This window comes from Halorientalis marina (assembly GCF_023028345.1).
Lineage (GTDB): Archaea > Halobacteriota > Halobacteria > Halobacteriales > Haloarculaceae > Halorientalis > Halorientalis marina.
This window is the reverse complement of sequence record NZ_CP095487.1, coordinates 1,532,743-1,555,760: the sequence shown is the minus strand read 5'-3', so window position 1 is coordinate 1,555,760 and position 23,018 is coordinate 1,532,743. Positions and strand designations below refer to the sequence as shown.

Annotated in this window: 30 protein-coding genes; 14 read left to right on the top strand and 16 right to left on the bottom strand. The window is 65.9% G+C overall.

The features are described from left to right. Positions 1–95: 95 nt before the first annotated feature. The 3 genes from MUG96_RS07950 (at position 96) to MUG96_RS07940 (ending at position 3,114) form a co-directional block, all read left to right on the top strand. Positions 96–1,232 carry a DegT/DnrJ/EryC1/StrS family aminotransferase gene (locus MUG96_RS07950; RefSeq protein WP_246988142.1) on the top strand — a complete coding sequence of 379 codons (1,137 nt, stop codon included), beginning with the start codon at positions 96–98 and terminating at the stop codon, positions 1,230–1,232. After that, positions 1,225–2,172, top strand: coding sequence for a Gfo/Idh/MocA family protein (locus tag MUG96_RS07945; protein WP_246988140.1), 948 nt, complete (start codon positions 1,225–1,227; stop codon positions 2,170–2,172). Before MUG96_RS07950 ends, MUG96_RS07945 begins: the two co-directional genes overlap by 8 nt. 312 nt (positions 2,173–2,484) lie before the next feature. Beyond that, entirely contained in the window at positions 2,485–3,114 is a 630-nt protein-coding gene (locus MUG96_RS07940; RefSeq protein ID WP_246988138.1) for a DUF7344 domain-containing protein, read from the top strand. Between the two features lie 76 nt (positions 3,115–3,190). Here MUG96_RS07940 and MUG96_RS07935 read toward each other — a convergent pair whose 3' ends face one another. After that, complete coding sequence (locus MUG96_RS07935) at positions 3,191–3,895, bottom strand: Rossmann-fold NAD(P)-binding domain-containing protein (RefSeq protein ID WP_246988136.1); 705 nt, start codon at positions 3,893–3,895, stop codon at positions 3,191–3,193. Between the two features lie 395 nt (positions 3,896–4,290). Here MUG96_RS07935 and MUG96_RS24395 point away from each other — a divergent pair, with 395 nt between their 5' ends. Then, positions 4,291–4,608, top strand: a complete 318-nt coding sequence (locus tag MUG96_RS24395; protein WP_443984566.1) for a DUF7344 domain-containing protein — start codon at positions 4,291–4,293, stop codon at positions 4,606–4,608. Positions 4,609–4,620: 12 nt separating this feature from the next. Here MUG96_RS24395 and MUG96_RS07930 read toward each other — a convergent pair whose 3' ends face one another. From MUG96_RS07930 to MUG96_RS07915, 4 genes are all read right to left on the bottom strand, one after another. Further along, entirely contained in the window at positions 4,621–4,938 is a 318-nt protein-coding gene (locus MUG96_RS07930; protein ID WP_246988134.1) for a HalOD1 output domain-containing protein, read from the bottom strand. Between the two features lie 124 nt (positions 4,939–5,062). Beyond that, a complete protein-coding gene (locus tag MUG96_RS07925; protein ID WP_246988132.1) occupies positions 5,063–5,356 on the bottom strand; it encodes a PadR family transcriptional regulator in 294 nt (97 codons plus the stop codon). Positions 5,357–5,498: 142 nt separating this feature from the next. Next, positions 5,499–6,647, bottom strand: coding sequence for a DegT/DnrJ/EryC1/StrS family aminotransferase (locus MUG96_RS07920; protein ID WP_246988130.1), 1,149 nt, complete (start codon positions 6,645–6,647; stop codon positions 5,499–5,501). Between the two features lie 190 nt (positions 6,648–6,837). Beyond that, the gene (locus MUG96_RS07915) at positions 6,838–7,380 is read right to left on the bottom strand and encodes a DUF1684 domain-containing protein (RefSeq protein ID WP_246988128.1); all 543 of its coding nucleotides are present in this window, start codon (positions 7,378–7,380) and stop codon (positions 6,838–6,840) included. 72 nt (positions 7,381–7,452) lie between these two features. Here MUG96_RS07915 and MUG96_RS07910 point away from each other — a divergent pair, with 72 nt between their 5' ends. Next, a complete protein-coding gene (locus MUG96_RS07910) occupies positions 7,453–8,463 on the top strand; it encodes an alcohol dehydrogenase catalytic domain-containing protein (protein WP_246988126.1) in 1,011 nt (336 codons plus the stop codon). A 45-nt stretch (positions 8,464–8,508) separates the two neighbouring features. Here the strand turns inward: MUG96_RS07910 and MUG96_RS07905 are convergent, their stop codons facing one another. Then, the gene (locus tag MUG96_RS07905; RefSeq protein WP_246988123.1) at positions 8,509–9,015 is read right to left on the bottom strand and encodes a hypothetical protein; all 507 of its coding nucleotides are present in this window, start codon (positions 9,013–9,015) and stop codon (positions 8,509–8,511) included. Positions 9,016–9,077: 62 nt separating this feature from the next. Continuing rightward, a complete protein-coding gene (locus tag MUG96_RS07900; RefSeq protein WP_246988121.1) occupies positions 9,078–10,976 on the bottom strand; it encodes an ABC transporter ATP-binding protein in 1,899 nt (632 codons plus the stop codon). An 85-nt stretch (positions 10,977–11,061) separates the two neighbouring features. Between MUG96_RS07900 and MUG96_RS07895 the strand changes: the two genes are divergently transcribed. Further along, positions 11,062–11,226 (top strand): hypothetical protein, encoded by a 165-nt coding sequence (locus tag MUG96_RS07895; protein ID WP_246988119.1) that lies wholly within the window; start codon positions 11,062–11,064, stop codon positions 11,224–11,226. Between the two features lie 69 nt (positions 11,227–11,295). Here MUG96_RS07895 and MUG96_RS07890 read toward each other — a convergent pair whose 3' ends face one another. Then, positions 11,296–11,625 carry a hypothetical protein gene (locus tag MUG96_RS07890; protein WP_246988117.1) on the bottom strand — a complete coding sequence of 110 codons (330 nt, stop codon included), beginning with the start codon at positions 11,623–11,625 and terminating at the stop codon, positions 11,296–11,298. Between the two features lie 229 nt (positions 11,626–11,854). Between MUG96_RS07890 and MUG96_RS07885 the strand changes: the two genes are divergently transcribed. The 3 genes from MUG96_RS07885 (at position 11,855) to MUG96_RS07880 (ending at position 13,990) form a co-directional block, all read left to right on the top strand. Then, on the top strand, positions 11,855–12,691 hold the full coding sequence (locus MUG96_RS07885; protein WP_246988115.1) for a bacteriorhodopsin: 837 nt from the start codon (positions 11,855–11,857) through the stop codon (positions 12,689–12,691). Positions 12,692–12,797: 106 nt separating this feature from the next. Further along, complete coding sequence (locus tag MUG96_RS24145; RefSeq protein WP_256465438.1) at positions 12,798–12,920, top strand: hypothetical protein; 123 nt, start codon at positions 12,798–12,800, stop codon at positions 12,918–12,920. Between the two features lie 68 nt (positions 12,921–12,988). Beyond that, positions 12,989–13,990 (top strand): DUF5784 family protein, encoded by a 1,002-nt coding sequence (locus tag MUG96_RS07880; protein ID WP_246988113.1) that lies wholly within the window; start codon positions 12,989–12,991, stop codon positions 13,988–13,990. A gap of 6 nt (positions 13,991–13,996) precedes the next feature. Here the strand turns inward: MUG96_RS07880 and MUG96_RS07875 are convergent, their stop codons facing one another. Both MUG96_RS07875 and MUG96_RS07870 read right to left on the bottom strand, forming a co-directional pair. Further along, complete coding sequence (locus tag MUG96_RS07875; RefSeq protein WP_246988111.1) at positions 13,997–14,491, bottom strand: DUF2237 family protein; 495 nt, start codon at positions 14,489–14,491, stop codon at positions 13,997–13,999. Beyond that, positions 14,488–14,925 (bottom strand): DUF5796 family protein, encoded by a 438-nt coding sequence (locus MUG96_RS07870; protein ID WP_246988109.1) that lies wholly within the window; start codon positions 14,923–14,925, stop codon positions 14,488–14,490. The genes MUG96_RS07875 and MUG96_RS07870 overlap by 4 nt, the downstream gene beginning before the upstream one ends. Before the next feature lie 120 nt (positions 14,926–15,045). On the opposite strand from MUG96_RS07870, the gene MUG96_RS07865 reads away from it, so the two are divergent. The 4 genes from MUG96_RS07865 (at position 15,046) to hepT (ending at position 17,097) form a co-directional block, all read left to right on the top strand. Further along, positions 15,046–15,897: a shikimate kinase gene (locus MUG96_RS07865; RefSeq protein WP_246988107.1), complete on the top strand. Its 852-nt coding sequence runs from the start codon at positions 15,046–15,048 to the stop codon at positions 15,895–15,897. After that, complete coding sequence (locus MUG96_RS07860) at positions 15,855–16,160, top strand: chorismate mutase (protein ID WP_373222094.1); 306 nt, start codon at positions 15,855–15,857, stop codon at positions 16,158–16,160. Before MUG96_RS07865 ends, MUG96_RS07860 begins: the two co-directional genes overlap by 43 nt. Before the next feature lie 73 nt (positions 16,161–16,233). After that, positions 16,234–16,668 (top strand): type VII toxin-antitoxin system MntA family adenylyltransferase antitoxin, encoded by a 435-nt coding sequence (gene mntA / locus MUG96_RS07855; RefSeq protein ID WP_246988103.1) that lies wholly within the window; start codon positions 16,234–16,236, stop codon positions 16,666–16,668. Further along, positions 16,669–17,097, top strand: coding sequence for a type VII toxin-antitoxin system HepT family RNase toxin (gene hepT, locus MUG96_RS07850; RefSeq protein ID WP_246988101.1), 429 nt, complete (start codon positions 16,669–16,671; stop codon positions 17,095–17,097). A gap of 374 nt (positions 17,098–17,471) precedes the next feature. Here the strand turns inward: hepT and MUG96_RS07845 are convergent, their stop codons facing one another. The 6 genes from MUG96_RS07845 to MUG96_RS07820 all read right to left on the bottom strand — a co-directional run bounded on the left by MUG96_RS07845 (position 17,472) and on the right by MUG96_RS07820 (position 22,125). After that, complete coding sequence (locus MUG96_RS07845) at positions 17,472–18,152, bottom strand: carbonic anhydrase (protein ID WP_246988099.1); 681 nt, start codon at positions 18,150–18,152, stop codon at positions 17,472–17,474. A gap of 78 nt (positions 18,153–18,230) precedes the next feature. Beyond that, positions 18,231–18,608: a hypothetical protein gene (locus MUG96_RS07840; protein ID WP_246988097.1), complete on the bottom strand. Its 378-nt coding sequence runs from the start codon at positions 18,606–18,608 to the stop codon at positions 18,231–18,233. 73 nt (positions 18,609–18,681) lie between these two features. Next, complete coding sequence (locus MUG96_RS07835; protein WP_246988095.1) at positions 18,682–18,927, bottom strand: DUF7120 family protein; 246 nt, start codon at positions 18,925–18,927, stop codon at positions 18,682–18,684. Between the two features lie 106 nt (positions 18,928–19,033). Next, positions 19,034–19,843, bottom strand: a complete 810-nt coding sequence (surE, locus tag MUG96_RS07830) for a 5'/3'-nucleotidase SurE (RefSeq protein ID WP_246988093.1) — start codon at positions 19,841–19,843, stop codon at positions 19,034–19,036. A gap of 84 nt (positions 19,844–19,927) precedes the next feature. Further along, positions 19,928–21,373 (bottom strand): small ribosomal subunit Rsm22 family protein, encoded by a 1,446-nt coding sequence (locus MUG96_RS07825; protein WP_246988092.1) that lies wholly within the window; start codon positions 21,371–21,373, stop codon positions 19,928–19,930. Next, a complete protein-coding gene (locus MUG96_RS07820; protein ID WP_246988090.1) occupies positions 21,370–22,125 on the bottom strand; it encodes a prephenate dehydrogenase/arogenate dehydrogenase family protein in 756 nt (251 codons plus the stop codon). Before MUG96_RS07820 ends, MUG96_RS07825 begins: the two co-directional genes overlap by 4 nt. An 84-nt stretch (positions 22,126–22,209) precedes the next feature. Here MUG96_RS07820 and MUG96_RS07815 point away from each other — a divergent pair, with 84 nt between their 5' ends. Further along, on the top strand, positions 22,210–23,001 hold the full coding sequence (locus MUG96_RS07815; RefSeq protein ID WP_246988088.1) for a DUF7537 family lipoprotein: 792 nt from the start codon (positions 22,210–22,212) through the stop codon (positions 22,999–23,001). Positions 23,002–23,018 lie beyond the last annotated feature (17 nt).

Genomic DNA, 23,018 nt, shown 5'->3' with positions numbered 1-23,018 from the left:
GATGCAACCTTTCGATGGACGCCGGAACGCCATTGTGCGTGGGGACCCGCCCTGGGGCGGGACTGCGGGCCGTCCGGACCGGTCCGGGGGCAGAGATGACGGAGGATACGGGGGCCACCGTTCCGCTGGTCGATGTCGGGGTCGGAGACCGGGAAGCCGAGGTCGCGGCCGAGTCGGTCCGGAGCGGTCAGCTTGCCAGCAACGGACAGGTCGAGGCCTTCGAGGACGCCTTCGCCGCGTTCTGTAACGCGGACCACGCGGTTGGGACGAGCAACGGCACCACCGCACTCCACACTGCGTTGACGGTGCTTGGCATCGGCGATGGCGACCGCGTCCTGACGTCGCCGTTCAGCTTCGTCGCGACGGCGAACGCGATCCGCCTCGCCGGTGCAGAGCCGGTGTTCGCCGACATCGATATGGAGACGTTCACGCTCGACCCCCACGCAGTCAGGCGTCGAATCGCGAGCCTTGACGGAAGCATCGATGCCATCCTCGCCGTCCACCTCTACGGTTTGCCGGCCGCGATGGACGAACTCAGTGAGATCGCAGCAGAGGAAAACGCCGTGCTCGTGTCGGACGCCGCACAGGCCCACGGTGCGACGTACGAGGGTGACCCGGTCGGCTCGCTCGCCGACGCGGCCTGTTTCAGTTTCTACCCGACAAAGAACATGACCACCGGGGAGGGCGGCGCCGTCGTCACCGACGACCCCGCGGTCGCCGAGCGCTGTCGGCAGTTCATCAACCACGGACGCGGGCACGAAGGCCGGAAGGTTCAGGTCGGCCATAACTTCCGGATGACGGACGTCGCCGCGAGTATGGGGCTCGTGCAACTGGAGAAGCTACCCAAATTCAACCGACTGCGCCGAGCACACGCCGGACGACTCACCGACGCGCTCGAAGGGACGGAGCTCATCCCGCCCGTCGAACCCCGAGACCGGCGCCACGTCTACCACCAGTACACGCTCCAGACGCAGCACCGCGATGCACTCGCCGAGCATCTGGAGGCACACGGCATCGAGACCGGTGTCTACTACGACACGCCGATCCACCGGGAACCGGCGTACCGTGACTACGACTGGGAGTTGCCAGTCGCCGAGCGGATGGCCAGGGAGGCACTCTCCGTCCCGGTACATCCGGGGCTCTCACAGGACGAGCTCGAACGCGTCGCGTCGGCGCTGAAGTCGTTCAGTACGGCCGAGACACGGGCACGGAGTGTTCCGACCAATGAATGAGGCCCCGGTAGACGCAGGCGTCATCGGGGTGGGAACGATGGGGAGCCACCACGCGCGTGTGTACGCCGAGCTACCCGACACGACGCTTGTCGGGGTGGCCGATCAGGACGAGACCCGCGCGGAGTCGATCGCGGACGACTACGGGACGACCGCTCGCTCCCGGCAGACTTTGTTCGAGCGCGCGGACGTCGTTTCGGTGGCGGTCCCGACCAATTTTCACGCCCAGGTGGCCGAGGAGGCTATCGACGCGGGCACATCCGTTCTCATAGAAAAGCCCTTCGTCCGTGACCCTGACCGGGGAGTCGAACTCTGTGAACGGGCCGACGGGGCGGACGTCACGCTTCAGGTGGGACATATCGAACGGTTTAATCCGGTGGTACGTATGCTGAAGCGAATCCTCGCCGGCGAGGTGCCGATTTCGTTCGACGCGCGACGCCTGGGCCCGCCGATAGATCGCGACCCGACCGACGGTGTCGTCCTCGACCTGATGATTCACGACATCGACGTGATGCTCACACTGGCCGATTCGCCGGTGTCAGACGTCGCGGCGACGGGTGCGGCCGACGGGCAGCGTGTCTCCGCATACATCGAGTTCGAGTCCGGCGCCTTCGGCTCGCTGGCGGCCTCGCGCGTCACACAGAAGAAGGTGCGAGATATCTCGGTAACCACCGAGGAATGTCATATCGAATCGGACTACAACGACCAACAGATCGAGATACATCGCCACTCGCTGCCCGAGTTCGTCGACCACGATGGCGACGTCCGGTTCAGACACGAGAACATCATCGAGCGCCCGATGATCGAGAACAGGGAGCCCCTGAAGGCTCAACTGTCGGACTTCGTCACGAGCCACCGCGAGGGAACCGTCCCCGAAGTGACGGGCCAAGACGCACTCCGTGCCCTCCGGATCGCCCGTCGCATCCGGGCCGAAACGACGTAAATCACGAGCTGCGGTCACTTCGTGCGCGACGGGCGGGCCACCAGTTCAGAAAGCCGCGAGCGAAGAACAGTCGGGAGAACCAGTACACTCCATAGAGCGGCCCGACCACCACCCAACGTGACTAGGTTGTGCCGTAGATACGTATTACTAGCTTCCACGTAAGGTAATGACTATCTTACCGGTGCGAGGTAGAATAAGTATAGTATTTACTATAGATAGATATTATAAGGATGATTCTTCTATTGACAGGATGCCGGTGAGGCGGGTGGAGTCGAAGCGGTCAACGAGAGATTCACACGAGAAACAATAGAAATGAGTACCGATTCACGACGCAGTCCGGAATCACGACCTGGGGCACGGGAAGAACAGCAGAAGACGAGTGCGGAGTCGGAAGCCGAGGAGATGGAAGAGGGGGTAGAGCTGTCACTAGACAACGTTTTTGCAATCCTGAAAAACGAACGCCGGCGGCGAGTGCTCCACTATCTACGGGACGAGGAGCAGCGCGTGACGCTCAGTGACCTCGCGGAGCACATCGCCGCGATCGAGAACGACACCAGCGTCCAGTCGATCACCTCCAGCCAGCGCAAACGGGTGTACGTGGGGCTTTACCAGTGTCACCTCTCGAAGATGGACGACATGGACATCATCGATTTCAACAAGGACCGTGGGATCGTCGAGATCGGTGACAACGCCCCACAGCTTTTCGAGTACCTCGACGGGACCGACGAGGAACCGGCAGACCACACTCGACTGTTTCTCGGCATCGGGCTCCTGGGTGGGGCGGCGCTGCTGGCTCTCGCCCTGACTGGTGCCTCGTCCGCTGCCGTCTTCGCTGCCCTCGTCGGACTGACAGTCCTCCTCAACTGTGCTGTCGGCTACTCGCTCGTCACGCGAACCGACGAGCCGCTACTCGATAGCGTGAGAGGAGTTCCGCAGGACTGAGTGGGTACTTCAGCGTTCTCCGACGTGAGCGAGCAGTTCTGCAGCGTCACTACAGTAGCCATCAACCGGCACTGAATCAGGCGAGTTCACGGACCAACTGGACCCGCTCTGCCGTCGTCAGGTCGGACACCGCGACCACGGGGCCGTCCGCAGCGAGTTCGTACACCCGCCTCGCTGTCCGCGTGCTCTCTCGGTCCCGTCCCGCGACGAGTCGGCAGTTCCGTTCGGGGCCTCCGGCCCACCGTGGACAGTATGCAACGCCGTACTGACTTTCGTCGACGGACGCCTCGCGCGCGAGGAGCGGAACGACGGACCGCCGAACCGTCCCCGGTGGCGTCGGCGTGGTGATACAGACCAGGTCACCCGGTCGGAGACCCCCAGCGACCGCCCGGAGCAGTTCCCGGAACTGTTCGTCGACGGGGACAGGTGTGGAGCCCGACGAGACGGCGACGACGTGGATCGTCGCCCAGTCCGCCACGACGGAGTGGTTCGATATCACGCGAAGCGACTCGTCAGCCAGGCAGCCGGTGACGCGCTCGGCGACTGCCGCCGGTATCCCGACCGGTACCCGTGCGTCTTTTAGCGCACGGACGATGCTGCCGTCCGTATCCGCGCCCACGGTGTCGCCGGTGAGCGTCGCGAACCGGCTCGCTTCCAGAAGTCCGCTGGTCCCCAGCCCATAAATGCCGACGGGGACTTTTCCACCAGTGACGGCAGCCTCAAGCACCTCGCCGGAGCTATCGCCGGGCCCCCCGTCCGTGTGGACTCCTGTCCCGTTCATGTGTAAATCAGCCGCCCGGTAGCGGGCGCCGACGGGACGCACAACCCGCCGTTGGAACTACTCCGCCTCACCGTCGTCCGGAACGAGCGCCTCGGGCGTGCGTTCGTACGCCGGTGTTTTCGCGAACTGCTCGATTCGCCGCATTTCCTCTTCAGTGAGCTTGATCCCCATGTCTCGTTACCAGTGAACACGTAGGAATAGTAATTGGTATACTATCCTGAGCGTAGTTAGTGAATACTCACGAGGGTGCCCCGGCTTTCACCTGGCGGCCAGCAGACGAGCGGTTTTGGACGTGCTCTACCCACGCTCGAGACGATTTTCTGCTTCTCAACAACCACCGCGTGTCGGTTTTAGGAGACTAATAACTACTAAGGATATGTTTTAATCCGTGTACGATGACGGGTGGGAGCGAAAACGACACCGGAACTCCGACGAGTGGTGCGCTCGATAGCCGGACGGCTCCCTGTCAGCGGCGGCAGTATGTGATTCAAGTCCTACAAGAAGTCGACAACCCGGTCGGACTGACGGAGATCGCTCGACACGTCGCAGCTATCGAATCCGGTCGTGCGGTTGGGGAAGTGTCGTCGGCTCACCTCCGGGCCACGTACTTGAACCTGTACGATCGTCACATCCCGGCGCTCGTCGCCTCGGACCGCATCACGTACTCGCATTCGGACGGGACCGTCAGTTTACAGTCCGAGCCGAAGCCGTGAGGTGAGGGAGGGTCACACCGTGTCGGATTCGGCGGGTCGGACCACGAGGAACCCGTCGCTGTGAACGGTTACCTCGTATCCGGCGAACCCGAACATAATGCTGGGACCCGAGCTGTCGGTGCTATCCGCTTTCATGATCGCGTCCAGTCCGTCCGTGTCCACCACCTGCTGGAGGATTTCTAGGTCCCTCGGATCGCGATCCGCGGCGAGTGCGACCGACCTGACCACTGCCACACTCGGTTTCGTCGTCGACCAGTCGTACTCGTGTCGCATGACCCTGTCAGCGTCCTGTTGGGCGTTCTCACCGCTTCTGCAGTCCGCTGAGTTCATCAACAAGAATTGTGTCGAGCCCGGAGTTATAAATAGGTTTTGTGAGTATCAGAGGAGATTACTGGCACCGTCGGTGTGATCACGTCGCTGGTGGTCCACCTGCCGTCTCTCGTATCGACTCTCCCTATCCGATGACGGCCTGGCTCTTTCTGAGGTGTTTGTTCTCCCACTGGCGCCGCTCTCGTAGGGCGGTGATCCCCCGGTCGCTCAGTTTGTAGATATTCGCGCGGTCGTTCTTGGCCCGTTTCACCACCAAATCAGCGTCGACGAGCGTATCGAGGTTCGGGTAGAGACGCCCGTGGTTTATTTCGACGTCGTAGCACCGACCCAGTCCCTCCTTGACTGCGACACCAGTCGGGTCTTCCCGCCCCGCGATGACGTAGACGATATCACGCTGGAAGCCAGTCAAATCGAACATACCGTCGAATAATCCTACATAGTCGATTGTAGTTATAAACTTGATACCTAGCCGAAAGGTCAACCTTGGACAGTCACCGATCGGGTAGACCGACCGTTCCGGTCGGTCTAAAGCGGATTTTCACCACTTTCTCGACGTTGGATTACTCCGTGGTTCCGTCGTGCCGGTCTCGCAACAGTCGCCGACGGTAGTGTACCTCGATGGTGAGACAGATGTTTCGGACGGTCGTGGCTCCCGTCGCCGACGATACCGGAAGCGCGAGCAGATGGTCTGCGAGCTCTTCAGCACGTTGTCTGGTGGTATCGGATGCGACCTGCGCCGAGCGGGACGGGTGTCGGTGGTACAGGTACTGGAACGGGAGACGGATATCGAAGCCGTTGTCGACGAGGGACGCCCGAACCGCCGGCAGGTCGGGGACCCAGAGAGCGTAGGTGGTGAATACGTGCTCGGTATCACGCCGACGTTGTGGCGGCCTGACCGGAGTGATATCGGAGAGCCGCCGGGTGTATGCGTCCGCGAGCTCCTGACGGTGTTCGATCCGCGTTTCCAGCCCGGACAGTCGTTCGAGACCGGTAGTGGCGGTTCGTGCAGCTGCCGTCCCGTCGCTCGCTACGGGCTTTCCGGCTCCCGTGGCCGCAGAGAATTGTGTCCACCGACACCGTCGGGCGAGTTCGGCGTCGTCGGTAACGACCGCGCCACAGGGCTGTGACGTACCCGGTTCGGAGAGGTCGTAACAGCCGACGTCGCCGATCGTGCCGACGGACTCGCCCTGGTAGGTCGCGCCGATCGATCGCCGCGCGTCTTCGATCACGTGGAGATCATTCGCACGGGCCGAATCCCGAATCCGGTGCATCTCTGCCGGTTGTCCGCAGGAGTGTGTCGGAACGATCGCCGCAGGGTCGGCCGTCGCTTCGATCAGTTGCTCCAGACGGAGGGTGGCCATCGTGTACGTGATCGGGTTCACGTCGACCACGACCGGGCGTGCGCCAACCGCGATGATAGATTCGAACGTTGCACGGGGTGCGAACACCGACACGAGAACAGCGTCGTCCCGGCCGACACCGGCGCTGCGTAACGCGAGTTCCAATGGGTCTACACCAGGTGGGGCCGTGATCGCGTGCTCGACGCCGAATCTCGATGCGAGTGTGTCCTCGAACGTCGACAGTAATCCGGTCGAAATTCGCTGGGACGTGTCCCATCGATGACCGCCAGTCGACGTCCGGCCACGCCGTCCTCGATCCGGCCGATCGCTGTCGGACGACGTGACCGTCGACGGTCGCGGCTCTTCCATGCATCCGCTCTCCGCGCGTCGAGGTTCGTTATACAGTACATATTGGCAGTATCGTCGATTAAGACGGTTCTAATCGCTGTTTTCCGTCTGTATCGTCGGGAGACCTGTCACTATCGGAGCGGCGCGTGCCTGTTGGCAGACTGCGTTCTGTCGGTCCGCTCGTAGATTGACGGGAGTGTGCCGGCGGAACTCACTCGCGCGTCCGCTCGCCGGCCTCGACGGTCGTCTCGAGCCAGTTCTCCGCGGGCGGCAGCGGACAGTCGAACGTCTCGCTGTAGGCACAGAACGGGGAGTACGCGAGGTTGAAATCGAGCGTGACCACGTCGCCGTCTTCGAGCGGGCGGTCCGGCTCCAGTTCCATGTACCGGCCCTCCTCGTACGTCTGTTGCCCTGTCGTCTTGTCCCGAAACGGGACGAAGACGGTCAGGGAGTCGTCGTCGGGCTGGCGATAGCCGTGAAGGTCGCGGGACTCGCCGTCGAGGTCGAACGCGAACGTCACGACCCGCTCGTACTCGATGGTGCGGCCGGTCGTCGTGTCGAGCGACCGCGACTCGGGGTCGTCGTGGACGGTGACGGTCGCCTCGACCTGGTAGGCGGGGTCGGGGTCGAAGTACGCGAGGCCGTCGAAGCCGTCGCGTTCCTCGGGCGGAATGGGTGACTGGCGGTGGTCCGCGAAGAAGCGGTCCTTCTCGTCGCGGTGCTCCCGGAGCTGTGTGGCCCAATCGTCGGTCATGCCCTGGCGTAACGGGGCGGGGAATTTGAGTCCGGCGCAACGCATAAGCGGCGACCGCCCGACTCGGTGTGCATGCGCGCAGCCGCGTTCAGCGATCTGATCGGACCGGACGGCGTCGAGATCATCGAACAGGACGACCCCGAACCGGGGGCCGGCGAGGCGGTCGTCGACGTGCGAGCCTGCTCGATCAACAGACACGACCTCTGGATTCTCCAGAACGACTCGGCGATGGTCTCGGAAGGGGCGACGCCGTTCGTCTCCGGGCTCGACGTGGCCGGCGTCGTCTCGGAGACCGGCGACGGCGCGGGCGTGAGCGAGGGCGACCGCGTCCTCCTCTGCCCGAACCAGACCTGTGGCACCTGCGAGTACTGCCGCGAGGGGCCGGAGAACCTGTGTCAGTCGTTCATGCTGTTTCACGGCGGGCTGGCCGAGCAGGCGGCCGTCGACGCCCACCGGCTGATTCCCCTGCCCGACGAGGTGGGGTTCGCCGAGGCGGCGGCCCTGCCGACCTCCTACCTGACCGCGTTCCACATGCTCCGGAAGGCCGAGGCGGGCGCGGGCGACCTCCTGTTCGTCCCCGGCGCCGCCGGCGGCGTGGGCGTGGCGTTGGTCCAGCTCACCGACGTGATGGGCGCGCGAACCATCGGCACCTCGACCTCGGCGGAGAAGCTCTCGCGGCTCGAATCACTGGGCTGTGACCACACGGTCCAGTCGGCGGACGTCGACGAGATCGAGAGCGCCGTGTGGGAGATCGGCCAGGTCGACGCGACGCTGAACCACCTCGCCGGGGAGTACACGAAGCTCGGGCTGAAAGTGCTGAAACGCGGCGGCAAGCAGGTCATCTGCGGGCGGACGGCCGGCCCGAAATGCGAGTTCGACGCCGCCCCCTTCTTCCTCGGCCACAACGAGGTCATCGGGTCGACGATGGGGACCCAGCCGGAACTGGCGACGCTGGTCGACCTCGTGGCCGACGGCGGCTTCGAACCGGTGGTAAGTAGAACCTACTCGCTCGAGGAGACCGGCCGGGCGTTCGCTGACATGGAAGACCGCGAGGCGTTCGGGAAACTCGTGGTCGAACCCTGACAGTCCCTGGGAACGGCGGTCACCTCGAACCGCTCGCCGGCCGAACTACTCCAGTACGGTCCCGGGCCGCTTGAGGTAGTACTCCTGCTCGCGGACTCGCTCGAAGACCGCAGCGAGAGTCTCCACGGCGGGCACCGGCGGGTCGAACCCCACGTGAGGCGCGACGTGGTAGGCCCTGCATCCCCCGAGGAAGAAGTACAGTGTCCGGTGGTGGGCGGGCGTCGCGTCGACGACCCCGATGGACTCGCCGCCGAGGTCGTCGGAGAAGTCGTTGAGCATCCCCGCGATGTCGTCGTGGAGGCGTTCGTCGGGCCGCTCCAGTGAGGTGCCGAACGTCTCCCGGAGGAACTGGCTCGTCGCCTGCAAGACGGGGTTCGTGTCGATACCGGTCGGGTCGACGGCGACGAAGACTTCATAGAGGTCGAGCAGGGCGTCGAGTTCGTCGCTCGTGAGCGCGACCGGCATCACCGGGTCGCCCTGCGGGATCGAGGGGTCGGGAAACGTGTACGACCCCGGGTCGGGCAAAGTGGCGAACGCGGCGTCGAGTCCCATAGGCTCGTCCACGTGGGGCAGTCCCTTACCGTTGGTGTCGCCCGAAACAGTAGCGCAGGGAGTCAGTCGTCGGCGACGGCGTCGCCGCGGTCGGACTGGGCGTTCCAGAGGGCGGCGTAGTCGCCGGCGGTCGCCAGGAGTTCGTCGTGAGTGCCGCGCTCGACGATTTCGCCGTCGTCCATCACGACGATGCGGTCGGCGTCCTTGATCGTCGAGAGGCGGTGGGCGATGACGAAGGCGGTGCGGTCCTCGACCAGCCGCGAGAGGCTCCGCTGGATGCGCTCCTCCGTTTCGGTGTCCACGTCGCTCGTGGCTTCGTCGAAGACGATGATCGCCGGGTCGTTGACGAGTGCCCGCGCGATGGCGATGCGCTGGCGCTGGCCGCCGGAGAGTTTGACCCCGCGCTCGCCGATCTGGGTGTCGTAGCCGTCGGGGAGGTCGGTGACGAACGCGTGGGCCTCGGCGGCCTTCGCGGCCGCTTCGAGGCGCTCCCGCACCGCGTCCTCGTCCCGTTCGAGCGCGTCGAGGGCCTCGCTGTCGCCGTAGGCGACGTTCTCGGCGACCGTCCCGGAGAACAGGTAGGGGTTCTGCTCGACGATGGCGATCTCGTCGCGGAGCGCCTGGAGGTCGTACTCGCGCACGTCGCGCCCGTCGACCCGCACCGCACCCGCGTCCACGTCGTGGAACCGGGAGACGAGTTTCAACAGCGTGGACTTCCCGGCCCCGCTCTCGCCGGCCAGCCCGACGGTCTCGCCGGCGGCCACGTCGAGCGAGACGTTCCGGACGACCGGACCGCTCTCGTCGTAGCCGAAAGTCACGTCGTCGAAGGCGACGTCACCGTCGATACCGTCGGGGAGGTGGGCGTTCGGCGGGGACTGGACCGCCGGCTCGCGACCGAGCAGACCGAAGACGCGCTCCGCACTGGATTTGGCGAGCTGGTACTTGTTGGCGGATTTGCCGACCCGGCGCATCGGCGAGTAGAGCCGCCGGAGGTAGAGAAAGAAGGCGGCGAACGCGCCCGCGGTGATCGCGCCGGATTCAGGGCGGAGGATGATGTCCCGGCCGGCGACGAAGAGGACGATCACGAACACGACGCCGGTCAGGAGACGGAGCGCCGAGAAGAAGCCGCGGCGAATCCGGAGCGCGCCGACCTTCTCGTCGTGGTACGTCTGGCTCTGGTCGCCGACGCGGTCGCCCTCGTAGTCGTGGCGGCCGAAGGCTTTCACGACGGCGACGCCGCTGAGGTTGTTCTCCAGCCTGGTGTTCAGGCGGGCGACCGTCTCGCGGATGGACTTGTAGCGGGGTTCGATCCAGGAGAGAAAGAGGTAGCTCGCGAGCCCGATGATCGGCACCGGCGCGAGCGCGATCAGCGCGATCCGCGGGGAGTAGTACGTGAGGACGATTGCGATACCGCCGACGGTCGCGACCACCCGGATTACCTGCCTGAACTCCGTGTTGAGGAACTGTTCGAGGCGGTTGATGTCGGAGGTGAGAATCGACATCATCCCGCCGGTCTGGTGGTTGGCGAAGAAGTCCATCGAGAGGTGCTGGAGGTGGTCGTAGGTGTCGTCCCGGAGGTCGCGCTGGACCTTCTGGGCGGTCGACTGGAGCAAATATCGGGAGGCGAACCGCGTCGCGGACCGGAGCAGGTACGCGAGCGCCGCGATGACGACCAGCTGTCGGAGGAAGGCGAGCCGTGCCGCCTCGCCGACGATGGGGTCCGCGGGGACGATTCCGATGTCCGCGAGCAGTCCGGGCTCGCCCCGGCGCATGATGAGGCGGTCGATGGCCGTCGCGACGATGATCGCCGGGACGAGACGGGCGAATCGGGTGAGGAAGGCGGCGACGACGCCGAGGGTCAGCCGCGGCCAGTAGGGCCGTGCGTAGCCGAGCAGGTTCAGGATGGGGTGGCCGTCGACGTTCTCGCGAACGTCCTCGAACCCGCCGTGGTCCTCTCCCATGCACTGATGAAGGGGCTTGAGCCCGATATATGACCCGGAACGGTCCGGGGGTGGCTTTTTGCGTGCCGGCGTGGAACGTCAACACGTGCCGTCGACCGCGGCGGTTCGCGGCCAGCCGATCATGACCAAAATCGCCTGCGAGAACTGTGGCCGAAAGGTCACGGTCGACAGAGAGGGTCAGGAGTCCCGCGCGCCGATGAAGTACTGTCGGCGCTGTGGCGAAGAGCTTCCACCGCACGACGAACGGTAGGCCCACGGGGGACCGTGGCGAGTCGCTGCTGTTCGCGGCCGGAGTGATACGTCCATCTAGCGACGCCGATCACTCCAGCACGTACGACTGGTGGTCGCCGCGAGTGCGCACGTCGACGAACTGGTGACGGTTCGCGCCCGCGATAGCCCCCGAAAACGACCGCGAGTCCTCGCTCACGTCGTACACCTCGTTCGCGCCGTAGAGGTCGTACTCGGCGAGCCGGTCCGGGAGTTCGTCCGGGAGCGTCGCGTCCGGCTCCAGGTCAACGACGAACAGCCGGTCCGTGAAGCTCTTCGCCAGCCACGCGTCGGCGACCTCGTCGTGATCACGGAGGTCGTCGGCCAGGTCACGAAGGCGCGCCTCCCTGTCGGCCGCGTCGGAGTGCTCCCCATCGGTCATACACGGGAGAAGTGTTCCGGCGCCGAGGGACTGGTCCCGAACCTGTTCGGCTTCGACTGTCGGCACGCGCCGGGCGCGGTTGACGTGCTTGGCCGGCGGCCGGCACGGGTCGGAACGGGGGTCCGGCGGCCGTCGGGTTTGACGAACCGACACTTTCCCTTGCCGTTGCCGACCGATTCCCGCGCCGGTATTTATATTATTCTGACGCCCCAGTATCTGTACGCTCCGTATGATAGAGACCACGGCTACGATACCGACCGCAGTTTCGGTACCACTACAGACACAGGGAGAGGTGCTGAACCAGGTTCAGGGGAACACGTTACTGAACGCGTCGTTGTGGGTGAACATCGCGCTGGCCGGGTTGTCGACGCTGCTTTTCGTCTACATGGGACGGTCCGTCCGCGAGAGTCGGGCGAAACTGATCTTCGGTGCGACGATCATGATCCCGCTGGTCTCGATTTCGAGCTACCTGGGGATGGCGTCGGGGCTGACGCTCGGCCTCATCGAGATGCCGGCGGGCCACGCGCTCGCGGGGCAGGAGGTCCTCAGCCAGTGGGGACGGTACCTCACGTGGGCGCTGTCGACGCCGATGATCCTGCTCGCGCTCGGGCTGCTCGCCGACGTGGACGTGGGAGACATGTTCGTCGTCATCGCCGCCGACATCGGCATGTGCGTGACGGGGCTGGCGGCGGCCCTGACCACCTCGTCGTACGCGCTCCGCTGGGCGTTTTACGGCATCAGCTGTGCCTTCTTCCTCGTGGTGCTGTACGCCCTAATCGCGGAGTGGCCGGCGAAGGCGAAGGCCGCGGGCACCGACGACATCTTCTCGACGTTGCGAATCCTGACGGTCGTGCTGTGGCTGGGCTACCCCATCGTGTGGGCCGTCGGTGTCGAGGGACTCGCGCTCGTCAGTACCGGGATCACCTCCTGGGGCTACTCGGGGCTCGACGTGCTGGCGAAGTACGTGTTCGCGTTCCTGCTGCTGCGCTGGGTCGCGAGCAACGAGGAGACCGTCGCGGCGTCGTCGAGCATGTCGGGCGCGGTCGGTGAACCCGCCGACGACTGACAGCGTTCCGCCGGCGCCCGCGTGTCGGAGAGATGCCGGGCGTCCGGTCACCCCGCCGCAACGATTTTTTACCGTGATTGGACTAGCTAGGAACGGAGGCGGTACCATGCCACTGGTCCCGCACTACCCGTCCGACGAACACGACGACGGGGACGCACCGAACATCGACGACGTGGTGGACCGCATCATCAGCGGCGGTCGCGACCCGTCCCCGACGGTTCGGGTGTGACGGCGTCCCCGTCTCGCACCCGCGCGTTTTACCAAAGGCGTAAATCGCTCCGTGCGGAAGCGGCGAGTGTGGCGACACCGCTTCGCTTTCGCCGGTCGAACGAGCACTGGACGGAGGGACGGGTCCGCTCGGACCTCCTCCAGCCCCTGCAGTCGAAGTTCGGTGCCAGCCTCGACGGGCCGTGGTACAAACCGCCGGCGGGCTACGAGGCCCGTCGGCTGGAGATGGGCAACGGCGACCTCGCGCTTTTCTGCTGGACCGACGACCACGCCTTCTGGCTGGGCAACACCGAGACGCCGAAGACCCTCTGGCGGACCGAGAAGTACACCTTCGCGGAGGTCGACGACGGAGTCGCGGAGTGGGCCGAACGCGAACTGCTCGCGACGCTCTACGAGGAAGAGCCCTGGCTCGAGTCGTTCCCGAACCTCGCGCGCTTTTTCCTGCCCGTGCTTCTCTCGAAGGACGGCCGACACACCGCCCGCGAGTTCTTCCGGGACTACGCCGCCGGCTTCCCCGACACGGACCGCGACGCCGGCCTGACCTTCTACGAGGACCTCCTCGACCGGGGGATCATCGACGACCGCTACACGATGGCCGCGAAGCTGGGGACGAGCGAACAGCTGAACCTCGACCGGATGCGCTCGTCGATGAGCGAGTTCACCGTCGCGCGCCTGCTCGACGACGCCGACTACGACCTCACGCCCGAGATCGAAGTCGCGACCGGTCACTCCATCGACTTCCGCGCGATCAAAGACGGCGACGGCACGCTCGTCGAAGTCACGCGCCCGCGGCCGCCGGGCCGTCGGTCGGCCAACTCGGCGGTGAAAGCGATCCGGGAGACGGCCGAGACGAAATCCACCGGACAACTCCAGGAACACGGCGGGGGCATCACGCTGTTCGTCGACTGCTCGTCGTTCCCGGAATCCGACTGGGGGGGCATCGTCGCCGAGAAACCCGAGGTACGACACCGTCCGGCCGTCGTCTTCCGCGCGTGGCCCGAGGGGTACTTCGAGGGCTACACCAAAGGGAGCGTCCCCATCGACCTCCCGGAGACGTTCACGGTGCGCTGACGGGGATCACGTCTCGGCTTCGCCGTCCGCGTTGGGACCATCGTCGTCCGAGTCCGTACCGCCATCGCCGTCCGCGTTGGGACCGTCGTCGCCCTCGTACTCGTACTCTCTGAGCGTCGACTTCGGGATCCGTGAGAGGGCGGCCTTATTGGTCGCTTCCAGCACGACCGGCGGCGCCGTGCCCGCTTCGTGGGCCTCCAGCCAGCGCCCGACACAGAGACACCAGCGGTCGCCCGGCTCCAGCCCCGGGAAATCGAACTCAGGGCGGGGCGTGACGAGGTCGTTCCCCTGGGCCTTGCTGTACTGGAGGAACTCGTCGGTCACGACGGCACAGATCTCGTGACACCCCGTGTCCCGGGGATGCGAGCGGCAGTAGCCGTCCCGCGCCCAGCCGGTCGTGGGGTCGGTCCCGCACGGCTCGAGGTCGCCGCCGAGGACGTTCTCCTGGTCGTCGGTATCGGTCCCGCCGTCCGTCGCGGCGTCGGGGTCGGTGTCGCTCACGACCCATCACCCTCGGGGACGAGTTCGAAGGAGAACTCCTGCATCTCGTCCTCGGCGAAGACGAACACGCGGCCGTCGAGGGAATCGAAATCGGCCTCGACGTGGACGCGGTGTTGCTCGTTGGTGACGGAGACGCCGGGGAAGACGGTCGTCTCCTCGTCGAGATCGAGCAGGACGCGGCCGACGCCGGTCTCGTCGAGGATGTCGTCGTGGGTCTTGCGGTCGTTGACGTAGACGAGGACGCCCTGCGTCTCCGTCGCATCGGTGACGAGGACGTGGGTTTCCTTGCCGGGCGGGGTCCGGAGGTCGCCCTCGCGTTTCTCCGGCACCCCGCGGTAGAACGTCGTCCGGCCGTCCGTGTACTCCACCTCGATTCCGTCGTCGGTGAGCGAGACGGGGAGGGTTTCCGGGGACACGTCGCTGTGATATGTCATACCTTTCGGTAGCGCCGAGAGCGGGAAAAGCGTCACCGTTGGCGGTTGCCAGCGCTCCCACGCCGACCCGTCGACCGGCAACCACCACAGGTAAGTACCGAGGTCTGCGAGAATCGGGTGATGGACGGCCGGGCAGTCGCACCCGCGGCAGGGACCGTACTGAACGCCCTCGCGACCGGCACGGGGTCGGCGTTCGCCATCGATGCCTACACCGAGGCGACCGTCGAACTCGACGCCGGCGGCGAGGTCACGGGGGAGATCACCGGCGCACCGGACGCCGACACGCACCTCATCGAGCGGTGCGTCGAGTCCGTCGTCGAGCGGTTCGGCGACGGCCAGGGCGGTCACGTGCGCACCGAGAGCGAGGTGCCGATGGCCTCCGGGCTCAAGAGTTCGAGCGCCGCCGCGAACGCGACGGTGCTGGCGACGCTCGACGCGCTCGGCACCGCGGACGAGATCTCCCGCGAGGACGCCTGTCGCATCGGCGTCGACGCGGCCCGGGACGCGGGCGTCACGATCACCGGCGCGTTCGACGACGCGAGCGCGAGTATGCTCGGCGGCGTCACCGTCACGGACAACACCGAAGACGAACTCCTCGCCCGCGACGAAGTGGACTGGGACGTGCTCGTGTGGACGCCACCTGAGCGCTCCTTCTCCGCGGACGCGGACGTGGAGCGATGCAAGCGGGTCGCGCCGATGGCGGACCTCGTTGCGGAGCTCGCGCTCGACGGCGCGTACGGCCGCGCGATGACCGTCAACGGACTCGCCTACTGCGCGGCGCTTGGATTCCCGACCGACCCGCTGATCGAGGCGATGGACCGCGTCGCCGGCGTGTCCCTGTCCGGCACCGGCCCGAGTTTCACCGCGGTCGGCGACCGCGCCGACCTCGAAGCACTGCAGGACGACTGGAACGACAGAGAGGGTAACACATGGCTGACGACAACACAGACCGACGGCGCCCGGACGACATGAGTCTCGATGAACTGCGCGAGGAGATACAGACCATCGACCGCGAACTGGTCGAACTCATCGCCCAGCGCACCTACGTCGCCGAGACTATCGCCGCCGTCAAAGCGGAGAAGGGGCTGCCAACCACCGACGAGGATCAGGAACAGGCCGTCATGGACCGCGCCGGCGAGAACGCCGAACGGTTCGACGTGGACTCGAACCTCGTGAAGGCCGTCTTCCGCCTGCTCATCGAGTTGAACAAGGTGGAGCAGCGTGAGTCCAGGTAGCATCTAACGGAGATGGCGGCGGAGTCTGCTGGGGGACACAAACGTCTTAGTGACGGCTCTCGAACGGACTCGTATGGCGAGTGCGGGCGAGCCGGCCGTTGAGGGCGTCGACCTCGATGAGATGAGCGATTACCTCGCCCAGACGGAGGTTGTCTTCGCGGTGCTGTTCGGCTCGCACGCTCGGGGTACGGCCGATGCTTCGTCGGATGTGGACGTTGCCCTTCGATTCCCCGAGGAGATGGATGCCCACGAACGGTTCCGCCTTCGCAACCGCATCGATGCCCATCTACAGGAGTACGCCGATGGCTTCGTCGATGTGAGTGACGTCGGCTCGCTCCCGACGCCAGTCGCTCACGCTGCACTCCGAGACGGAATCGTTCTCGCTGGCGACGAGCAGACCGTCGAGTCGTACCGAGAACGAGTGAAACAGGACTACGAGGCCAGCGCAGACGAACGGGAGCGGGAGCGCCGAGAGTTCATCGACCGACTGGCTCGGGGAGATACGTAGATGGTCGATGAGGATGTCATCGTCGATAAACTGCGATACATCAACCGGTACACTGACGACCTGAAGCAGATGCGCGGGATGTCGAAGGAGGAGTACGTCGAGGACATGGTGACGCAACGAGCTGACGAACGCACGTTGCTGAACCTCGTCCAAGCGTGCATCGACCTCGCTCAGCACATTCGCTCGGCAAAAGGACTCTCCCCAACCGGAACGGCAAAACAAGAGATGCAGGCCCTCGGGAACGCGGACATCCTCTCACGCGAAACGCAGGAGAAAATGGAAGAAGCCATCGGATTCCGGAACATTCTCGCCCATCGATATGGCGACATCGACCACGAGGTCGTGTTCGACGTTCTCCACGACGACCTCCGTTGGTTCGAACAGTTCCAGCAGGAAATCGCCCGATGGTTTCAGCAGTTCCAGACGTGACCGTCCGCTCGGCACTATTCCACCCCATACAGACCGGTGGCTCGCCGATTTCCTCGTTCAGACTCGTTTTCGCGTCGGCGAGTTCCGACTATCCGTACCCTTCCGCCGAGACCAGCAGCGATGGGTAGTCACCCCACTCACGCGTCGTAGCGGTGCCTGTACCGCTGCCACGATTGATGCTTTTCGTTGGATAGCGACAATCGAAGCAGAATCTGTAACACCAGTCAATGAACAAGGTGGAGCAGCGCGAATCGCGGTAGCGTCACGGAGACGCCCCTGCTGGGCAGTTCGAGTCCGTAGACACGCCCCGGCGTCTTCCCGCTCGTCGGGACGGTCGGCGTGGAGCGTCGTGACCGCTAACGAGGATGCTGGAGTCAGTACGTCCAGAGGCGGCGAATCCGGTCGTCGACTTCGGAGTGAGTATCGCGAAGCGCCGCCACGTCCCGCTCGCCGTCGACGTTGATCACGTGGACCTCGCCGCGGTGGTCGCTGTACACGTCCTGGAAGTCGTAGACGGCGCCGACGACCGTGGCAGCCTCAGGCACGTCGTGGCTGTCCAGCAGGAAGTCGACCTGCCGGTCGACGTTGTACTCGACGAGGTGGTTGACGGCCGTCTCGCGGTCGAGGCCGTCCGGGAGGATTTCGATACCGGGTTCGATCCGGGGTTTCAGGATATCGACGCAGTGTTCGATTCCCGGGGCATCGGAGAGGTCGCCGGTCACCGCCTCGTAGGTCGCGGTCACCGCGCCACAGCCGGTGTGGCCGACGACGATGGCCGTGTCGGTCTCCGTGTGTGCGATAGGGTAGAGGACGTCTCCGGAGACGGCCTCACCGGCGGTCGTCCGCTGGACGACGCGGTTGCCGATGTTCCCGACGGTGAACACCTCACCGGGCGTCTCATTTCCCCACAGCGCGTCCTGAAGGACGCGCGAGTCCGAACAGCAGACGGAGACTGCGCCAGGGTGCTGTGCGTGTTGCAGGTCGTCGAAGCGGTCGCCGAACTCCTCGGCGTGTTCGCCGTTGCCGGCGAGGAGATCGACGACTGTCTGGTCCATCGTGTATCGCCTCCTGCCGCCCAGTTCTGGTGTCGGCTTCAAAAACCCGCCCCATTGTGGGATTCGTTCCGGCGGCGGTCAGTCGGTGTAGTGCTCCCGAACCAGAAAGAAGTACACGAGAATCAGCGCGCTGAATAGCAGCGACGGGGCGCTCCCACTGAACAGGGAGAAAACGACCGAGAGCCCCTGCATCACGACTGCCAGGAGCCAGCCCCACGACACCACACGCCAGAGCCCGACGAGCGAGACGGCGTGGACGATACCGAGCAGCGTCGCGATCAGCGCGGCGACCAGCCCCCCGACGCCGGGGACGAGGCCAGCCATGAGCGGTATCCTGATCGCCAGAACGACGAGGCCGACCACGCCGAAAACGCAGTAGATTTTGATTCCGAGCGGCGGACTCTTCGCGTTCCCCGACCCCCGCTGTGAGAGGACGGACGACGAGCTCCGTGGCATACCCTATCGGCAGGGAGTGGGGAGGAAAAAGTGTCCGCCGATTCGAATAAACGAGCTGGATTTTCGCGTCCGCTTAGAAGCCGTAGTCGTCTTCCTGGGGGTCGTCCATCGCGGCGGGGTCCTGCTGTTCGGCGGTCGACTGGGTGAACAGGTCCTCGCCGGGGGCGTCCTCCTCCTCTTCGACGGGGCCGTACGCGGCGACGCCCTGCTGGAGCAGTTTCTCGACGGCCTCGTCTTCGTTGACGAACTCGCCCTGCTGGACCATCTGTTCGATATCGTTGACAATGCGATCCGGCAACTCGACCTCGACTCTAGCCATATGCGGGGTTGAGAGAGCGAACCGTTTAAGTCTTGTTCGCTGGCAGACCGGCGAGTCCCGCGCTCACAGGGGCCCACGCCTCGACAGCGTGCCAGAGGAGTATCCGTCAGTCGGTCGACGAGGGGAACGTCTCCGCGAGACCGTCGAGTGCTTCGTGGTGTTCGGTCGTGTGCGGGGCTGTGAGTGGCGAAACCGAGACTTTCCCCTCGACGATTGCCCGTCGGTCGGTGCCCTCGGCGTCCGGGATGTCGCCGGTCGCCATCCGTTCCCAGATGCGGTCGTGGAGCATGACCCGGCCTTCCTCCTGTGAGGCGTCCATCATGTAGACGGTCGAGGGTTCGGTGATTGCCATCTCCGGGCGGTCGTCGCCGGGGACGGTATCCGGGACCGGCGCGTTCACGTTCAAGTAGTCCGCTTGCTCGAAGACGCCGGCCGGAATGGCGTGTTCGGCGAGGTACGTCGTGGCCTGCGTGGCGTTACGGTACGCGTCGTATTCCACGTCGACGTCGGTGTAGGCGGTGTCCTCGCCGACGGGAACGTACAGCGAGACGGCGATCGCGGGCACGTCGAAGAAGGTGGCCTCGACGGCGGCGCTGACCGTCCCGGAGCGCCCGAGGACGTACGCCCCGAGGTTCGCACCCCTGTTGACGCCCGCGATCACCATGTCCGCGTCGGGAGCCAGCGAGCCCAGTCCGGCGACCACGCAGTCCGCCGGCGTCCCCTCGATGGCGAACCCGAGTTCGTGCTCGTGGACGCCCACGTCGTGGTTCATCGCCCGGCCGACCGCACTCTTGTCCTCGGCGGGTGCGACGGCCGTCACGTCGGCGGTCTCCGAGAGCCCATCGTAGAGCGCACGGAACCCCGCGCTCTCGATGCCGTCGTCGTTGGTCAGGAGGATGTTCATGTCCTCGGTCATGTCACGCCCTCGGTGTGGAACCCGCAAAAGGCCACCGGCGACGACGCCGGTACATGGCCGGCACTGACACCGACACTGGCGCCGTCACTCGCCGGCCGGCGCGTGGTCGACGACCGTCTCGCCGTCGACCACGAGGTTGTACGCCCGCTCGTCGTCGTTCCAGAGGACGAGGACGTTCTCGAAGAAGAGGAGGTCGCCGTAGGCCGCCGATTCGAGGGGGCGGTTCAGCGCCGACGGTTTCGTGAGGACGGCGTAGTGTGACCGCTGTTGACTGCCGTCGCCGATCTTGAACACGGGGTTCGCCTCGTCGCCGTCCGAGAGGTCGTGGCTGAGTTTCACGGCCACAACGTCGATGCGGTCGGTGACGTGGGACTCCGAATCAGCCAACCGGGCGAACGACGACGGGTCGGGCGTGAACGCGATCCGCTCGCGGCCGTCGGGCCGCCAGAGCCCGTAAGCGTACTGGACGACGGTGTTGACGAACTCACCGGGGTCGTGGTCCGGGTCCGGGGTAGCGCGCTCGCCCTCGTCGAGTCGGCGCTGGACGTTCGGCACCGCGATGTCGGGCTTGCGGTCGAACGACCAGCCCTCGTCGGTCGGCCGCGCGTCGGGCCACAGTCGGACCGTCGGCGCGTACACCGTCAGCCCGTTCTCGACAGCGCGCTCGACCTCGCGGAGACCGATGGCCGTCTCGCGGTCGGCCGGGGCGATGGCGACCATCGTCCCGTCGGCGGCCAGCCACTCCTCGTAGCGCTCGACGACGGCGGCGGGGTCGTCGAGTTCGCTCAGCACGTTCCCGAACAGGACGAGATCGAACGTCGCGTCCGACCTGACGGTCTCGCCCGCATCGAACGACTCGGCCGTCGTCCGGTGAATCGTCGCTTGGAAGTTGCGTCCGGTCTCGTCGAGCATCGCCGTCAGCACGTCCGCGGCGTCGCTCGGCTCGACGGCGTGGTAGTCAACCAGCGCGTCCGCGGGGAGCAGGTCGTGAAGGCCGAGCGCCGGGCCACCGACGCCCGCACCCACGTCGAGGACGCGGAGTTGCCGGTCGAGCAGGCCGTCCTCGGCCAGTATCGCGAGGACGTACTGGACGGTCGCGTAGTAGTCCGGCAGGTGGTAGCACGCGTATGCCAGCGCGGTTTCGTAGTCGTAGGTGACGTCGTTGTTCCAGAGGTAGTCCGTTTTGAGGTCACGAACTCGCTCGCGGATGGCGTCGCCCGTCTCGCCGTCGACCCAGCCCGCCCCGTACTCCGCGACGAGCAACTCCTCCAGTGCCATGGCGTAAGCGGTCGGGAACTCCTCGACGCCGTCGAAGTCGGGCGCCACCGGCTCGTCGGGGACCGGCTCGAAGGTCCCGTCCTCGCGTTCGAGCAGACCCAGCTCGAAGGCGTCCTCGCGGAGGACCTGCCGGATCGCGGCCGGATGGGGCTGGCCCTCGACGTACTCGGTGATTTCCTCGGGGTCGATGGGACGGACCTCGCGGAGGTACTTCGCGTTCGAGCGGACGCCCTCGCGCTGGGACTCGTTCATCGTCGCTCGCCGACCTCCTCGTAGTAGTCGACGAACGTCTCGGGGTCGGCTTCGGCGAGGTCGCGGGCGGCGGCGGCCACGTCGTCGGCGCCGTCGAAGGCGGCCTGGATGTCGGCGTAGACGCGGGCCTCGCCGCCGCTGACCTGCTCGACGAGATCGAACAGGGCGTCGGAGACGGGCGTGCCGAACTCCTCGGGCACGTCCTCGGCCGCGAGGCCGAACGCGAGGACGGCGACGTGGGCGCGGGCCTGAATCGTCTCCATCGCCCGGTCGTGTTCGGCGGCCGTCGTCTCGAAGCAGTGGTTGCCGCGGTTGCGGAGCGCCGTGAGGATCGCCTCGCTGACGGGGCCGCGTTCGTCCGCCACGACCGCGACGTTGCCCGGGGCGTTCGCGGGGGCGAAAAGCGGGTGGAGGCTCAGGCGTTCGTGGTCCGGCGCGTGCTCGGCCATGGCGGCGACCGGCCCCTCGGCACTGCCGGTCACGTCCAGCACGGCCCGCTCGGCGCGCTCGGCGTGGGTCGCGATGGCTTCCTCGGCGACCGGAATCGGCACCGCGACACAGACGGCTTCGAACCGCTCGTCGGTGTCGGCGGGGACCGCCCGCGCGTCGGCCGCGACGCTCGCGGCGGCGTCGGCTGCCGCGTCGGGGTCGGTGTCGCTGAAGGCGACGGCGATCGGTCGGTCGAGCCCGGCGTCGAGGGCATCGGCGAACCACCGACCCATCACGCCGGCGCCGACGACCAGTACGTTCATCGCCCGTGGATTGCCGGGCACCGCTCAAAAGCCGTTCGGGTCCGGACCCAGAGGGCTTTTGTCCCCTCACAGTCGCTATCGAGTATGGATAGGCGGTTGCTGCTCGGGGGGGCACTCGCCGCGCTCGTCGTGCTCTCGGGGTGCTCGTGGGTCCAGCAGACCGACACGCCGACGCCGGCAGCGGGGCCGACGGAAGACGGCACCACGGTCCCCACGTTCCGACTGGAGAATCACTCGCGAGCGCTCGCGAACACGAGCTACGCGGTCGAGATGCGGATCAACGTCTCGACGAACCGGACGCGGCTGAACCGCTCGTTCGCCGTCCGGAGCGACCGCGGGACGGCACGTCAGTTGATCGAACTGCAGGAGGGGCCACTCCGTGCGGATCGGTACGTCGCGAACGGAAGCATCTACACACGCTCGCGAGTCGACGGCTCGGTAGCATACGACAACCGCAGCCTCGGCTCGGGGAACGACACGTTCGACGCCATCCACCGGCGTAGTGTGTCGGCCGACCGACTGGCCGGCATCTACCAGTTCGGCGAGTTCAACGAGAGCGGCACCGTCACCCGCGAGGGGCGGACGCTGACGGAGTACGAACTCGTCGAGACCGCGATCGGTGACAATGCGACCGTCGACAGCGCGAGCGGGCGCGTCCGCATCGATGAAGCGGGAGTCATCCGACTCGCTCGAGTCGACATCACCGGCACGCAGGACGGTGACCCGTTTTTCGTCCACGCCGACTACCGCGTGACCGCGACGGAGGCCGTCACCGTGGGCCAACCCGACTGGCTGGACGCGGCACGGCGGAACGCGACGGCAAACCGCAGTCGAGCGACGCCGACCGCAACAGCGACCGCGACGCCGAGCGACTGACGACCTGCAGGAGACCA

Coding starts and splice junctions, on each gene's coding strand:
- MUG96_RS07835 (WP_246988095.1), bottom strand. CDS start 18,927: ATGGCTAGAGTCGAGGTCGAGTTGCCGGATCGCATTGTCAACGATATC.
- MUG96_RS07890 (WP_246988117.1), bottom strand. CDS start 11,625: ATGACCGATGGGGAGCACTCCGACGCGGCCGACAGGGAGGCGCGCCTT.
- MUG96_RS07945 (WP_246988140.1), top strand. CDS start 1,225: ATGAATGAGGCCCCGGTAGACGCAGGCGTCATCGGGGTGGGAACGATG.
- MUG96_RS07935 (WP_246988136.1), bottom strand. CDS start 3,895: ATGAACGGGACAGGAGTCCACACGGACGGGGGGCCCGGCGATAGCTCC.
- hepT (WP_246988101.1), top strand. CDS start 16,669: ATGGTCGATGAGGATGTCATCGTCGATAAACTGCGATACATCAACCGG.
- MUG96_RS07925 (WP_246988132.1), bottom strand. CDS start 5,356: ATGTTCGATTTGACTGGCTTCCAGCGTGATATCGTCTACGTCATCGCG.
- MUG96_RS07840 (WP_246988097.1), bottom strand. CDS start 18,608: ATGCCACGGAGCTCGTCGTCCGTCCTCTCACAGCGGGGGTCGGGGAAC.
- MUG96_RS07930 (WP_246988134.1), bottom strand. CDS start 4,938: ATGAACTCAGCGGACTGCAGAAGCGGTGAGAACGCCCAACAGGACGCT.
- MUG96_RS07905 (WP_246988123.1), bottom strand. CDS start 9,015: ATGGGACTCGACGCCGCGTTCGCCACTTTGCCCGACCCGGGGTCGTAC.
- MUG96_RS07950 (WP_246988142.1), top strand. CDS start 96: ATGACGGAGGATACGGGGGCCACCGTTCCGCTGGTCGATGTCGGGGTC.
- MUG96_RS07920 (WP_246988130.1), bottom strand. CDS start 6,647: ATGGAAGAGCCGCGACCGTCGACGGTCACGTCGTCCGACAGCGATCGG.
- MUG96_RS07915 (WP_246988128.1), bottom strand. CDS start 7,380: ATGACCGACGATTGGGCCACACAGCTCCGGGAGCACCGCGACGAGAAG.
- MUG96_RS07820 (WP_246988090.1), bottom strand. CDS start 22,125: ATGAACGTACTGGTCGTCGGCGCCGGCGTGATGGGTCGGTGGTTCGCC.
- mntA (WP_246988103.1), top strand. CDS start 16,234: ATGGCGAGTGCGGGCGAGCCGGCCGTTGAGGGCGTCGACCTCGATGAG.
- MUG96_RS24145 (WP_256465438.1), top strand. CDS start 12,798: ATGCCACTGGTCCCGCACTACCCGTCCGACGAACACGACGACGGGGAC.
- MUG96_RS07870 (WP_246988109.1), bottom strand. CDS start 14,925: ATGACATATCACAGCGACGTGTCCCCGGAAACCCTCCCCGTCTCGCTC.
- MUG96_RS07865 (WP_246988107.1), top strand. CDS start 15,046: ATGGACGGCCGGGCAGTCGCACCCGCGGCAGGGACCGTACTGAACGCC.
- MUG96_RS07825 (WP_246988092.1), bottom strand. CDS start 21,373: ATGAACGAGTCCCAGCGCGAGGGCGTCCGCTCGAACGCGAAGTACCTC.
- MUG96_RS07845 (WP_246988099.1), bottom strand. CDS start 18,152: ATGGACCAGACAGTCGTCGATCTCCTCGCCGGCAACGGCGAACACGCC.
- MUG96_RS07885 (WP_246988115.1), top strand. CDS start 11,855: ATGATAGAGACCACGGCTACGATACCGACCGCAGTTTCGGTACCACTA.
- surE (WP_246988093.1), bottom strand. CDS start 19,843: ATGACCGAGGACATGAACATCCTCCTGACCAACGACGACGGCATCGAG.
- MUG96_RS07860 (WP_373222094.1), top strand. CDS start 15,855: ATGGCTGACGACAACACAGACCGACGGCGCCCGGACGACATGAGTCTC.
- MUG96_RS07940 (WP_246988138.1), top strand. CDS start 2,485: ATGAGTACCGATTCACGACGCAGTCCGGAATCACGACCTGGGGCACGG.
- MUG96_RS07910 (WP_246988126.1), top strand. CDS start 7,453: ATGCGCGCAGCCGCGTTCAGCGATCTGATCGGACCGGACGGCGTCGAG.
- MUG96_RS24395 (WP_443984566.1), top strand. CDS start 4,291: ATGACGGGTGGGAGCGAAAACGACACCGGAACTCCGACGAGTGGTGCG.
- MUG96_RS07900 (WP_246988121.1), bottom strand. CDS start 10,976: ATGGGAGAGGACCACGGCGGGTTCGAGGACGTTCGCGAGAACGTCGAC.
- MUG96_RS07815 (WP_246988088.1), top strand. CDS start 22,210: ATGGATAGGCGGTTGCTGCTCGGGGGGGCACTCGCCGCGCTCGTCGTG.